Annotated in this window: 11 protein-coding genes; 4 read left to right on the top strand and 7 right to left on the bottom strand. The window is 69.7% G+C overall.

All coding sequences use genetic code 11. The features are described 5' to 3' along the window. Positions 1 to 63: 63 nt before the first annotated feature. From QZ749_RS17070 to flgB, 4 genes are read right to left on the bottom strand one after another with little or no spacing between them, the layout of a single operon-like run. On the bottom strand, positions 64 to 1,590 hold the full coding sequence (locus tag QZ749_RS17070; RefSeq protein ID WP_296949225.1) for a flagellar hook protein FlgE: 1,527 nt from the start codon (positions 1,588 to 1,590) through the stop codon (positions 64 to 66). Positions 1,591 to 1,640: 50 nt separating this feature from the next. Then, complete coding sequence (locus QZ749_RS17065) at positions 1,641 to 2,351, bottom strand: flagellar hook assembly protein FlgD (RefSeq protein WP_296949223.1); 711 nt, start codon at positions 2,349 to 2,351, stop codon at positions 1,641 to 1,643. Positions 2,352 to 2,377: 26 nt separating this feature from the next. Continuing rightward, positions 2,378 to 2,782, bottom strand: a complete 405-nt coding sequence (gene flgC / locus QZ749_RS17060) for a flagellar basal body rod protein FlgC (protein WP_296949221.1) — start codon at positions 2,780 to 2,782, stop codon at positions 2,378 to 2,380. Positions 2,783 to 2,784: 2 nt separating this feature from the next. Continuing rightward, a complete protein-coding gene (gene flgB, locus QZ749_RS17055) occupies positions 2,785 to 3,213 on the bottom strand; it encodes a flagellar basal body rod protein FlgB (RefSeq protein WP_296949219.1) in 429 nt (142 codons plus the stop codon). A gap of 159 nt (positions 3,214 to 3,372) precedes the next feature. Here flgB and flgA point away from each other — a divergent pair, with 159 nt between their 5' ends. The 3 genes from flgA to QZ749_RS17040 all read left to right on the top strand — a co-directional run bounded on the left by flgA (position 3,373) and on the right by QZ749_RS17040 (position 4,985). Then, positions 3,373 to 4,083 (top strand): flagellar basal body P-ring formation chaperone FlgA, encoded by a 711-nt coding sequence (gene flgA, locus QZ749_RS17050; RefSeq protein ID WP_296949217.1) that lies wholly within the window; start codon positions 3,373 to 3,375, stop codon positions 4,081 to 4,083. 120 nt (positions 4,084 to 4,203) lie between these two features. After that, on the top strand, positions 4,204 to 4,506 hold the full coding sequence (gene flgM / locus QZ749_RS17045) for a flagellar biosynthesis anti-sigma factor FlgM (RefSeq protein WP_296949216.1): 303 nt from the start codon (positions 4,204 to 4,206) through the stop codon (positions 4,504 to 4,506). Between the two features lie 8 nt (positions 4,507 to 4,514). Further along, positions 4,515 to 4,985 carry a flagella synthesis protein FlgN gene (locus tag QZ749_RS17040; protein WP_296949214.1) on the top strand — a complete coding sequence of 157 codons (471 nt, stop codon included), beginning with the start codon at positions 4,515 to 4,517 and terminating at the stop codon, positions 4,983 to 4,985. Between the two features lie 133 nt (positions 4,986 to 5,118). On the opposite strand, the gene QZ749_RS17035 is transcribed toward QZ749_RS17040, so the two are convergent. Continuing rightward, the gene (locus QZ749_RS17035) at positions 5,119 to 7,596 is read right to left on the bottom strand and encodes an EAL domain-containing protein (protein WP_296949212.1); all 2,478 of its coding nucleotides are present in this window, start codon (positions 7,594 to 7,596) and stop codon (positions 5,119 to 5,121) included. Beyond that, the gene (locus QZ749_RS17030) at positions 7,593 to 10,202 is read right to left on the bottom strand and encodes an EAL domain-containing protein (RefSeq protein ID WP_296949209.1); all 2,610 of its coding nucleotides are present in this window, start codon (positions 10,200 to 10,202) and stop codon (positions 7,593 to 7,595) included. Before QZ749_RS17030 ends, QZ749_RS17035 begins: the two co-directional genes overlap by 4 nt. Before the next feature lie 458 nt (positions 10,203 to 10,660). Here QZ749_RS17030 and QZ749_RS17025 point away from each other — a divergent pair, with 458 nt between their 5' ends. Continuing rightward, on the top strand, positions 10,661 to 11,854 hold the full coding sequence (locus tag QZ749_RS17025) for a M35 family metallo-endopeptidase (RefSeq protein WP_296949207.1): 1,194 nt from the start codon (positions 10,661 to 10,663) through the stop codon (positions 11,852 to 11,854). Here the strand turns inward: QZ749_RS17025 and QZ749_RS17020 are convergent. Beyond that, complete coding sequence (locus QZ749_RS17020) at positions 11,840 to 12,829, bottom strand: LysR family transcriptional regulator (protein WP_296949205.1); 990 nt, start codon at positions 12,827 to 12,829, stop codon at positions 11,840 to 11,842. The two genes, QZ749_RS17025 and QZ749_RS17020, sit on opposite strands and share 15 nt — an antisense overlap. Positions 12,830 to 12,888 lie beyond the last annotated feature (59 nt).

Genomic DNA, 12,888 nt, shown 5'->3' with positions numbered 1-12,888 from the left:
GCCGTTGCCGTCTATCCATTTCCAAAAACCGGGCTCTGACCCCGGCTCTGACCCCGGTTTGCGTTAGCGCAGGTTCACCAGGGTTTGCAGGACGGAGTCCTGGGTCTTGATGGTCTGTGCGTTTGCCTGGTAGACGCGTTGTGCGGTGATCATGTTGACCAGTTCGGCGGTCAGGTCGACGTTCGAGGCTTCCGTCGCCGACGATTGCAGGTTGCCGAAGCTGCCCGTGTCCGGGGTGCCGACCTGCGGGGCGCCCGAGGCGGCGGATTCGGCCCAGGCATTGTTGCCCAGGGGTTCGAGGCCGTTGGCGTTGGTGAAGTTGGCCAGCACGATCTGGCCCAGCGCCTTGGTCTGGCCGTTGCTGTACTGGCCCAGGATGGTGCCGTCGTCGGCGGCCGAGAAGCGCTGCAGGCGGCCGGCGGTGTAGCCGTCCTGGGTGGTCTTCTTCTCGCTGGTGTCGGAACCGTACTGGGTGGAGCCGGCGAAGTTCAGGTTGATCGGGATCGTTTCCTTGGCGCCCGTCGACGGGTAGACCGGCAGGGAGATCGACAGCGGCAACGTCTGCGGCGCCATCAGGGCCGAGGACAGCGCGCCGTTGGCGTCGAACCGCAGCGTGCCGACCGGGGTCGCCGGCACCTTGACGGCCTTGGCGATGTCCTGGTCGATCTGGTCCGGGGTGTAGCCCGGCGTGGTGCCCGCGGTCTCGGCGGCGGCGCGGATCGCGGCGACGGTCGCTTCGCTCGCGCCGGCGGCGGCGGCGGCGGTGGCGACGGCTTCGCCGGCGGCGCTGGCGTAGGCCGCCTGGGCCTCGTTGATGGCGGCCTGGTCCAGCGGCGATGCCTTGGTCGCGGCAGTCCAGGCGCCGCGCGCCGCGACCGACGCGTCATCCTTCAGGCTGGTGCCGGCGACGGTGACGTTGGTCATCTCGGTGCCGTCGCTGCCGACGTACACGTCCCAGCTGCCGGAATCGGTCTTGACGTAGTACATCGACATCACGTGCGAGTTGCCCAGGGTGTCGTAGACGTCGACCGGCACCTGCTTGTTGTAGGTTTCCGGATCGCTGGCGTTGAACGGGAACTTGACCGGCACCGACGAGCGCGAATCCAGGTTCATCTGGGTGTCGACGCGGGTGGTGGAGACCGGCTTGAGGTCGGCGGTGTTGATCTGCAGCGGCGCCGGCGAACCGGCCAGGATCTGGTTGTTCGAGCCGATGCCGTAGCCGGTCAGCTTGGCGCCCTGGGCGTTGACGATGTAGCCGTTCTTGTCCAGCGAGAACTGGCCGTTGCGCGAATACTGCACGAGGCCCGAGGTTTCCATGCGGAAGAAGCCGGAGCCGTTGATGGCGATGTCGAGCGGGTTGTTGGAGGTCTCGATATTGCCCTGGCTGAACTGCTGGGCGATGCCGGCCACGGCCACGCCGATGCCGGGCGTATTGCCGCCGGCGCCGTTCAGCGAGCGCGCGTAGACGTCGGCGAACTGGGTGGTCGAGCCCTTGAAGCCGACGGTGCTCGCGTTGGCGATATTGTTACCGATGACGTCCAGCGATTTCGCCGCGCCGTTCAAGCCGCTCAGGCCTTGTTGGAAAGACATGTGGTGCTCCTGTATCTATTCGTTGCGGTGAGGGTCCGAAGCGACGCGGCTTACAGGACCTGCTTGATGTCGGCCAGCGTGACCGCGCCCTTGACGGGCAGGTTCAGCTTGACGCCATCGGCGGAATTGGTGGTGACGCTCAGCACGCTGTCGAAGGACAGCGACTTGGCGTCCTTCAGCGCCTCGCCGCCGCGCGTGGCGGTGACGCTGATGTTGTAGTCGCCATCGGCCACGGTGACCGGCTTGCCGTCGGCGCCCAGCTTCTTCGGATCGGGCACGCCGTCCCAGGCCAGCGGCACGATGCCGGCCTTCTGCGCGCCCAGGTCCATGGTCTGCACCACGTTGCCGGCCTTGTCGGTGATCGTGACCTCGACCTTGTCGGCATCGCTGCCCAGCTCGACGCCCAGGATGCCCTTGCTGCCCGACAGCGTGACCTTGTTGCCCTCGACCAGCACGCCGTGGCCGATCAGGTTCGTCGCCTGCATCGATTCCGAACTCTGGTAGCTGGCCTTCAGCGATTCCAGCGTCGTGTTCAGCTTGTTCACGCCGGTCACGGTCTGCAGCTGGGCCAGCTGGCTGGTCACCTGGGCGTTGTCCAGCGGGTTGAGCGGGTCCTGGTTCTTCAGCTGGGTCACGAGGAGGGTCATGAACTTGTCGGTGTCGGCCTGCACGCTGTCGGTGCTGGTGGCCGGCTTGGCGTTCATGGTCGACATCAGGTCGGTGATGTTCGAGGCAGTGTTGTTGGTAACGGGCGTCGCCATGGGAGCGTCTCAGTCTTGGTAAGGGATTATTGGCCGATGGTCAGGGTCTTGAGCAGCATGGTCTTGGCCGCGTTCATCGTCTCGACGTTGTTCTGGTACGAGCGCGAGGCCGACAGCATATTGACCATCTCGTCGACCACGTTGACGTTGGGCATGCTCACATAGCCCTTGTCGTCGGCGAGCGGATTCTTGGGGTCGTACACCTGCTTCAGCGGCGACGGGTCTTCCACGACCTCGCGCACCTTGACGCCGGTGGCGCCCCCGCTCTCGGTCGGCACCGCCTCGAACACGACCTGCTTGGCGCGGTAGGCCTCGCCGGTGGGGCTGGTGGCGCTGTCGGCGTTGGCGAGGTTGCTGGCGGTGGTGTTCAGCCGCATCGACTGGGCGGTCATCGCCGAGCCGGCGACGCCGAAGACGTTGAACAGGGACATGGTTACTGGCCTCCCTGGATCGCCGCCATCAGGCTGCGGATCTGGTGGTTGATCATGGTGATGCCGGCTTCGTAGCGCAGCGCGTTGTCGGCGAACTGGGTGCGTTCGGTATCCATCTCGACCGTGTTGCCGTCGACCGCGCCCTGGGTAATGCTGCGGTACAGCACCGGCGTGCCGTCCGGCAGCGCCTTGCCGTCGGCGGCAACGTTGGCGTTCGGGTAGTGCGCCTGCGCCGTCGTGGCCAGCGCGCCGCCGGCCTGGCCGGCCCTGGCCAGCGCGCCCTGCAGGGCGCTGGAAAAATCGATGTCGCGCGCCTTGTAGTTGGGCGTGTCGGCATTCGCGATGTTCGACGCCAGCACTTCCTGGCGCTGCGCGCGCAGGCTCAGCGCGGTCTCGTTGAAGCGCAGGTAGTCGTCGAGTTTGCCGATCATGGTTTGCTCCGGGTGGATGGACAGCATCGATCATACGGACCCGCCCGGTCTTCCAATCGGGCAATAAGGGAGGGCAAAACCCGGCTATTCGAAGTTTCAGTACGGAATCATCCAGCCTAAGATGGCCACCGTCGCACAACCCTTGGGTTCCTTCCCGCCATGAAACGCATCCTGTTGACCTCGCTTCTCCCCGCCCTGCTGGCGAGCGCCCCCGCCTATGCCCAGGTCGCGCCGGCCGCCGGTGCCCGCCAGAACCTGAACGCCCTCAAGGGCGTGGTCGAGCAGTTCCTGCAGGTCCAGGCGGCCGGCCTGCCGGGCCAGGTGTCGGTGAAGGTCGGCGCGATCGATCCGCGCACCGCGCTGGCCGCCTGCCCCGCCCCGGAAGCCTTCCTGCAGCCGGGCGCGCGCGCCTGGGGCAAGACCACCGTCGGCATCCGCTGCACGGCGCCGTCGAACTGGACGCTGTTCGTCCAGGCGCAGGTGAGCGTGCAGGCCGACTACGTGACGGCGGCGCTGCCGCTGGCCCAGGGCCAGCCGATCGAACCGGGCCAGCTGGCGTTGGTAAAAGGCGACATCGCGGCGATGCCCCCCGGCATCATCACGGACATGGGCCAGGCCGTCGGCCGCACGCCGACCGTGTCGCTGGCGGCCGGCACGCCGCTGCGGGCGGACACGCTCAAGAGCCGGCCGGTCGTGCAGCAGAACCAGGCGGTGCGGCTTGTGTTGAATGGAAATGGATTTTCGGTATCAGCCGACGGCAAGGCGATCGGCACCGCGGGCGACGGCCAGGTGGTGCAGGTGCGCACGCCCTCGGGCACGGTGGTGAGCGGGACGGCGCGCACGGGCGGCATGGTCGAGGTGGCGTTCTGAGCGATCGCGCGGCAAGGGCGCTGCGGAACAAGTCGGGAATCGACCTAAAGTTTTCGGCAAGGGCGCCGATAACCCTGGCAGATCCCGGGCTTTCTGCTCCGACCTGAGAAGGATGATGCTGTGAAAATCAACGATACACTCAAGAGCAACGTTCCTGCCGCGACCACGACGGCGACGAATGCGAAAGCGAACGATGCGGCGGCGGCTGCCAAGACCACCCCGTCGTCGAGCGATACGGTACGCCTGTCCTCGCAGGGCCAGGCGCTGGCTGCCACGGGCAGCGCGAACCAGGTGTTCGACAGCAAGAAGGTCGAACGCATCAAGGCGGCCATCGCGGATGGCCAGTTCCAGGTAAATTCGGAGAAAGTGGCGGACGGCCTGCTGGAAACGGTGCGCGACCTGCTGCATTCCCGCCAACGATAGAGTCATCCATGGCCATTGCATCCCCGGGCGCGACACTGCGCGAAGAACAGCAACTGATCGGCGCCATGGTGGCGCTGATGAAGACGGAGCAGCAGCTCCTCGTCAGTGCGGATGCCGATGGCCTCGCGACCCTCACGCCGGCCAAGCTGCAGCTGGCGCAGCAGGCGGCCGAGCTGGCGCGGCGTCGCCACAAGGCGCTCGGCGCCGCCGGCTTCGCGGCCGCCGAAGCCGGCATGGAGCCGTGGCTCGCCGTCGGCGGCAACGCCGACACGCGCCGGCTGTGGGACGAGCTGCTCGACCTGGCGCGCCAGGCCAAGGAGCTCAACCGCGTGAACGGCATGCTGGTCAACAAGCAGATGGCCCATACGACGAACATGCTCAACACCCTGCGCGGCCCGGCCGCCGGCGCCGCCGGCGTGTACGGGCGCAGCGGCCAGGCGGTGGCGGCGGGGCCGTCGCGGCGGTACGTGGTCGGTTGATGACAGCGTGGTGCGCACGGGTGCGCACCGTACGGCTGCGGCAAACACCGGGGTCAGAGCCCTCGAACATCAACACCGGGCTCTGACCCCTATGTAGGGGGCGCACCCCGTGCGCACCATTGGCCTTGAAATATTACTTCACCAACTCATTTATGGTGAAATTTTCTTTCACGAGCATGGGCTCCAGTTGCTCCGGCCACACCGGCGGACTGAAGTAATACCCCTGCACCTCGTCGCAGCCGTGCAGGCGCAGGAATTCCAGCTGCGCGGCCGTCTCCACGCCTTCGGCCACCGCTTCCAGGTTCAGCCCGTGCGCCAGCGCGATGATGGCGCAGGTGATCGCCGCGTCGTTCGGGTCCTCGATCACGTCCTTGACGAAGGAACGGTCGATCTTCAGCACGTCCAGCGGGAAGCGCTTCAGGTAGCTCAGCGACGAATAGCCGGTACCGAAGTCGTCGATCGACAGGGCGACGCCGAGCGCCTTCAGCGAGCGCAATACGTCGGCCGCCTCGGCGGTGTCGCGCATCACCGTGCTTTCCGTGATCTCGATCTCCAGGCTGCCGGGGGGCAGGCCGCTGTGTTCCAGCGCGGCGCGCACGCGCCGGGCCAGGCCGGCCTGCTGGAACTGGCGCGCCGACAGGTTGACCGACACCCGCACCGGCGCCAGCCCCAGCGCGCGCCAGCCGGCGGCGCGCAGGCAGGCTTCGCGCAGCACCCACATGTCGAGCTCCTCGATCATGCCGGTGTCCTCCGCCAGCGGGATGAACCGGCCGGGCGGCACCAGGCCCAGCACCGGATGGCGCCAGCGCACCAGCGCCTCCACGCCGACCATGGCGCCGTCGGCCATGCGCACGCGCGGCTGGAACTGCAGCGTGAGCTGGGCGCGCTCGAGCGCGTGGCGCAGCAGCGCCTCCATGTCGACGCGCTCGCGGATCGCCTCCGCCATCTCGGCCGTGTGGAAACGGTATTGCGCGTTGCCGCCGGTGCGCGCCCCGTGCATCGCCACCTGGGCCATCTGCAGCAGTCCGTCGGCGTCGCAGGCGCCGTCCGGCAGCAGCGCGATGCCGACGCTGCCCGACAGGAACACGCGCTGGCCGCCCAGCACGAAGGGTTCGCGCATGCAGGCCAGCAGGCGCTCGGCCAGCGCGGTGGCGGGCGCGCTGCCGGAATCGCCCTGCACGATGATGAATTCGTTGCCGCCCTGGCGCGCCAGCGTGTCGCCGGGCCGCAGCTGCGCGGCCAGGCGGGCGGCGCAGTCGCGCAGCACGCCGTCGCCGCCGGACCAGCCGTAGCCGCTGTTGATCTTGCGGAATTCGTCGATGTCGAACACCAGCACGGCCAGCGCGCGGGCGTCGCGGCGCGCGGCGCCGATGGCCTCGTCCAGCGTCTCGAGCACGCGGCGCCGGTTCGGCAGGCCGGTCAGGGCGTCGCAGGTGAGCTGCTCGACCATCGCGTGTTCCAGCCGGCGCCGCTCCGAGACGTCGCGCACGATCGCCACCTGCTGGCCGGTCGGCATGCGCGCGCGCCGCACCTCGGCCGGGAACGGGCCCGCATGGAAGCGCCGGCAGTGCGCCTCGCCCGTCGCTTCCTCCTCCACCGCGCCGGACGGCACCAGGGCCTCGAGCGGCAGCCCGGCGGCGGCGTCGCGCCCGAGCCCGAACATCTCCTCGGCGCAGGCGTTCATCACGGCGATGCGGCCGTCGGCGCCGGCCAGCACGATGGCGTCGGGCGCGCATTCCATCAGGCCGCGAAACTTGGCCTCGCTCTCGGCCAGCGAGCGCTCGGAGCGCTCCAGGCGGGCATACGGCGCCTGCACTGCGGCCACGTAGATGGCCCGGAACAGGAACAGGTAGCCCAGCAGCTTGTAGGCATGCCCCACGACATTGAATACGTCGTCCGGGGTGTCGTAGATGGCGATGGCCATGCGCGACAGGCACAGCATCGCCGCTGCGGCGGCCAGATAACGGTCGCTGCGCAGGTGGCTCGCCATGGCGCGCGCGAACAGCAGCAGCGTCGCCAGACCGTAGGCCACGATGAGCGCCAGCTCGGCGGCGACCTTGAAGCGCGTCGCCATGCCATCCGGTGCATAGGTCGGCGGCAACAGGTCGCCGGGCACCAGTGCCAGCCAGAATCCGCACGCCGCCGCGCCCAGCGCCAGCATCAGCGCCACCCGGTGCGTGCGGCGCCCGACGGTGCGCTCGCGCGGCGCCACTGCGGCGGCCAGCAGGGCCAGCGCGCTCAGTCCGCGCGCCACCAGCCAGAACGCGGTTTCCTGGTGCATCCCGTCCGCTTCTGTGCCCAGGCCCGGCATGCCGGGCACGGTCATCAGGTGTCCGAAATCGAGCAGGCCGATCGCCAGCGCCACGGGTGCCAGCACCGCCACCCGTAGCGGAATGCGCGGCCCGACGCCGTGCCAGCCGGTGGCGAACACACAGGCCGCGACGACCACCGAAAACACTTCCATGGCAGTATGCCAGGACAGGTACCAGGCCGGATTCCACGGCAGCCGGCTGGCGTTGCCGGCCGCCAGCCAGGTGCCGAAGGTGGCCAGCAGCGCCACCAGCACGGCGAGCCGCAGCGCGCCGGGAAAACGGTGCAGCCAGGATGTCATGCCGCCTCGCCCGGCGGGTCGGCGCGCAACAGCGCTTCGATCGCGGCCGCCGCCATCGGGCGCCCGAAACGGTAGCCCTGCATCTGGTGGCAGCCGTGGGCGCCCAGGAAGGCCTGCTGGACGCCGGTCTCGACGCCCTCGGCGATCACCTCGAGCTTGAGCGAGCGCGCCAGCGCGATCACCGCCTTGACGATGACGGCGCCGCCCTCGCCTTCCCCGCCCCTGCCGCCGTCGATGTCGGCGACGAAGCTGCGGTCGATCTTCAGGCTGTGGATCGGGAAGCGCTTCAGGTTCGACAGGCTCGAATAGCCGGTGCCGAAGTCGTCGACCGCCAGCTGCACGCCCATCTGCGCCAGGCGCGCCATGGTGGCGGCGGCTTCCAGGTTTTCCATCAGCACGCTCTCGGTGATCTCCAGCACCAGGCGCGACGGATCGACGCCTTCCTGGGCCAGCAGGCGCGCGACCAGGCCGGCCACGTCCTGCTGGCGGAACTGGCGCGCCGACATGTTCACGCTCATGCGCAGGTCCAGGCCGGCGCGCGCGAACGCGGCCTGCTGGCGCAGCGCGGTGGCCAGCACCCATTCGCCGATCGGCACGATCAGGCCGGTCTCCTCGGCCAGCGGGATGAACTCGCACGGCGGCACCAGCGGCCCGTCCTGCGGCTGCCAGCGCAGCAGCGCCTCGACGCCGACGATGCGGCCGCTGGCGACGTCGACCTGGGGCTGGTAGTGCAGCACGAATTCCTCGCGCAGCAGGGCGTGCTGCAGGCCGGTCTCCAGGCGCAGGTGCTCCTCGGCGTGGGCGCCCATGTCGGCCGCGTAGAAATGGAAGCCGTTGCCGCCGCCGCCCTTGGCGTGGTACATCGCGCTGTCGGCGGCCTTCAGCAGCGAATGGCTGTCATGGCCGTCGCGCGGATACATGGCGATGCCGATGCTCCCGCTCGGGAACACTTCCTGGCCGGCCAGCGTCAGCGGCTGGAACAGGCCGTCGAGCACCTTGCGCGCCACCAGCGCGGCGTCGTCCGGGCCGCCCAGGTCGGCCAGCACCACGACGAACTCGTCGCCGCCCTGGCGCGCCACGGTGTCGCTCTCGCGCAGCGCGCTGCCCAGGCGGCGCGCGATCTCGACGATCAGCTGGTCGCCGGCCTCGTGCCCGAGGCTGTCGTTGACATGCTTGAAGCGGTCCAGGTCGACGAACATGACGCCCACCTGGCGCCCGCTGCGCTGGGCCTGGACGATCGCCTGGCCGAGCCGGTCCTGCAGCAGCAGCCGGTTCGGCAGGCCGGTCAGGGCGTCGTGGTTGGCCATGCGCAGCAGCGCTTCCTCGGCCTGCTTGCGGCGCGAGATGTCCTCGACCGCGACGATCAGGCGCAGCTGGCCGCTGGACGCCTCGCGCATGGTCGAGGCGCTCACCGCCACCCAGACCAGGCTGCCGTCCTTGCGCAGGTAGCGCGTCTCGCGCTGGAAGTCGCGGATCTCGCCGTCGACCAGGCGCGTGAACAGCGCGCGGTCCTCGACCAGGTCTTCGGGCCAGGTGATCTGGTGGAAGAAGCGCTGCAGCAGCTCGATCTCGGTGAACCCGACGATGCGCGAGAGCTTGCGGTTCACGCGCAGGAAGCGCCCTTCGCGCGACAGCAGCGCGATGCCGACGGCCGCCTGGCTGAAGGTCAGGCGGAAGAATTCCTCGCTCTCCTGCAGGCGCAGCCGGGCCTGGCGCCGGAACGTGACGTCCTGGCCGATCAGCAGCAGCAGGCAGCCGCCGGCCTGGCGCGTGCGGCGGATGTTGAACTCGAACCAGCGCACGCCCTCGGCATGGCCGTCGATGGCCACCGCGACCGCGGCGGCGACGCCGTCCTGCGGCATGCCGGACGCCAGCGCCGCGGCGGCGCGTTCGACCAGTTCGGGACTCGGGATCAGCGCCTCGAGCAGCGGCCGCTCGGCCAGCGCCTCGGTCGGCACCCCCAGCATGTCGCTCATCGCCTTGTTCATCGACAGGATGCGGCAGTCGGCGTCGAGCACGATCAGGCCGGCCGGCATGCCGTCGATGACCTGCTCGAGGTGGTCCTGGTGCTGCAGCAGGCGGCGCTGGCCGGCGTGGCCGTAGGTGTCGAGCGCCAGGCCCATGTCGAGGCAGACCACCTTGAGCACGGCGTCGCAGGCGGCCGGAAACAGTTCGGGACGGTCGCCCAGGCGCTGCCACAGCGTGCGCAGCATGTCGGACAGGCATTTGCGGTAGGCGCCGATGTACCACTTCGGCGCCAGGCCGATGCGCTCGTGCACCAGGCCCACGCGCAGGCGGTTGCGCACGTAGTCGGCGCCGTAGTCGCCGGCGGTGAGGCTGGCGAGGTAGGCGCCCTGCGTGCGGCGCAGGCGCGCCTCGGTGGCGTCGTCGCGCACCAGCGCGCGCATCTCGGGATAGGCCAGCACGTGCCGGTAGAAGCTGTCGGCGAAGGCGTCGTGCTCGCCTTCCATCAGGGCGTGCACTTCGCGCAGCAGCGCCAGGTCGTCCTCGCCCAGTTCCAGATAGTCCTTGCGCGCGGCGAGCTCGCGCGCATCCAGCCCGATCTCGCGCGCGATCGCCTCGACGGCGTCGTCCAGCGCTTGCATGGCGGCCGCGGTGGCCGCAGGCGCTATCGTGCCGGCCGCTTCCACAGCCGCATCGCCCATGGCGCAGCCCGCCGCAGCGTGGCCCGGCGCCTCGTGTAACCCATCAGTCGTCTTGATCAACATCGTTCCTGTGCGTTCAGGCCCGGCAGGCGCGTCCAGCGTCGCGGCGGACCATGCCCGACAGTTCCCGACCAAGTGACCAAGGACCACGCACCCTTGCGCGGCGGCTCGACGAGAAGGTAAGTACTGTCGTGAAATATCCATTTTCCTACAGCATCATTACATTCTATCAATACACGCGATAAAGAATCGAGCGTTGTCGGCAACCGATAATCAAAGTGTTGCGGCAATGCAGCATTTGCAAGGATTTTCCCCGTTATTTAGTTGCGCATTAGCAATATTTGCCGTGCCGCCGGGTGTTACAACGACATCTGTCGACGTCACGCGAAGGAGGAGGCATGGACAGCAAATGGAGGATCATGGCGCTGCTGGCGGGGCTGGCGGGGCTGACGGGACTGGCGACGGTCGCGCACGCGGCGCCCGGCGGGGTGCGCGTCGCAGTAGCGCAGGAAGGGGTGCGCGTCGCAGTGGCGCAGGAAGGGGTACGCGTCGCAGTGGCGCCGCAGGGCCAGGACCTGGCCGCCAGCGACGACGTGGTGGTGACGGTCACGATGACCAACACGACCGGCGCGACGCAGTACCTGCTGGCCTGGCAGACGCCGTTCGGCCGGGAGGTGGAGGCGCCGCTGTTCGAGGTCATGCGCGACGGCGCGCCGGTGCCGTATCTCGGCATCCAGGCCAAGCGCCCGGCGCCGCGGCCGTCCGACTACATCGCGCTCGCGCCGGGCGCCTCGCGCAGCGCCAGCGTGGAACTGTCGGCGCTGTACGACATGCGCGCCGGCGGCGCCTACAGCGTGCGCTGGCGCGCCGGCGCGGCCCGGCTGTACAGCCGGCCCGGCACGCCGCAGCCGGGCATGCTGGCCGAGCCGGAGGCGCCGGCCATCGTCCGGGTGGCGCGGCAGCCGGGTGCCGCGGCCGCGACGCCCGCCCTCCCCCCCGCCCCGGCCGAGGGCGGCGGCCTGTCGTACAGCCGCTGCTCGAACGCCCAGCAGGGCACGATCGTGCAGGCCGTTGAGGCGGCGCAGGCGATGGCGCAGGATGGCGAGGCGTACATGCAAAAGAAGGCGCTGGCGGCGCGCTACACCGGCTGGTTCGGCGCCGTCGAGGCGCAGCGCGCGACGACCGTGGCGCAGCATTTCGCGGCCATCCGCGAGGCCTTCCAGGCCCGGCCGGTGACGGTCGATTGCGGCTGCAACGAGGCCTACTATGCCTACGTCTACCCGAACCAGCCGTACCGGATCTACGTCTGCCGCGCGTTCTGGGACGCGCCGCCGGCCGGCACCGATTCGCAAGGGGGCACGCTGGTGCACGAGATGAGCCACTTCACGGTGGTGGCGGGCACCGACGACTGGGCCTACGGGCAGGACGCGGCGGCCGCGCTGGCCGCCGACGATCCGGCGCGGGCGGTCGACAACGCGGATTCGCACGAGTATTTCGGTGAGAATACGCCATACCAGGCCAAGGGGTCCGAGGTGTCCCGGGTTTCGGGCCGCAGGGGTCAGAGTCCGGTGTTGCTTTTAGAAGGGCTCTGACCTCGGAGTCGCCGGCAGCGGCGTACCGTGCGGCTGAGAACCGGGGTCAGAGCCCCTGGAAAGAAAAACCGGGCTCTGACCCCTCCCGCGCGATGACGCCTTGGCCGCCTCCTCGGCAAACGCCCGCGCCAGCGCCGTCGCCCGTTCCGGCATGACCAGCGCGCGGCGCGCCCGCGCATCCTCGTCCGCCAGCGCCACGTAGCGCACGCCCGGCGGCCGGATCGCCGTCATCCCCTCCGGGACCACGGCGATGCCGAAGCCGGCCGCCACCAGGTCCAGCATCGCCGTCTTGCGCGACACGGCGCGCGCCACGCCCGGCACGAAGCCGCGCGCCAGGCACAGGTCCGTCACCAGGCGCGCCAGGCCGCCGCGTTCGCGGTGCACGGCCGACACGAACGGCAGGCCGCGCAGCTGCGCGATCTCCAGCGCGGCGCCGTCCGCCAGCGGATGCCCGTGCGGCAGCGCCACCCACAGCCGCTCCGGCGCCAGTTCGACGAACTGCACGTCCGCATGGCTGCCCAGCAGCGGCAGGCGCACGATCCCGACGTCGGCCCGGCCCGCGGCGATCTCGCCCGGCTGCAGTTCCGACGCCACCCGGTCCAGCTCGACCCGCGCGCCGGGACTGGCGTCCAGCAGGCGCCCGATGGCCGGCACCAGCGCCTTCGCCGGCGTCGACGAGGAGTGCAGCAGGCGCAGCACGCCCGCCTCGCCGCGCGCCAGCTGGGCGCCCTCTTCGGCGGCGGCCAGCAGCAGCGCATCGACCGGGCGGATGCGCGCGCGGTACAGCGCGCCGGCCGGGGTCGGCCGCACGCCGCGCGGCTCGCGCTCCAGCAGGGCGAACCCGAGCTCGTCCTCGAGCTGGCCGATGTGGCGGCTGAGCGCGGACTGGGCCACGAACAGCGCGGCCGCCGCCTGGGTGAAGCCGCCGTGGTCGACGACGGCCAGGAAATAGCGCAGCTGCTTCAGGGTTGGCATATCAGGATGGCATGGATGGTGGCGAAAATCGGTATTTGTGTTATACCGCAGCGCGGCCG

It is taken from the genome of uncultured Massilia sp. (assembly GCF_913773735.1).
Lineage (GTDB): Bacteria > Pseudomonadota > Gammaproteobacteria > Burkholderiales > Burkholderiaceae_D > Telluria.
Note: the sequence above shows the minus strand (reverse complement) of the source record. Positions and strands in the feature narration are given on the sequence as shown.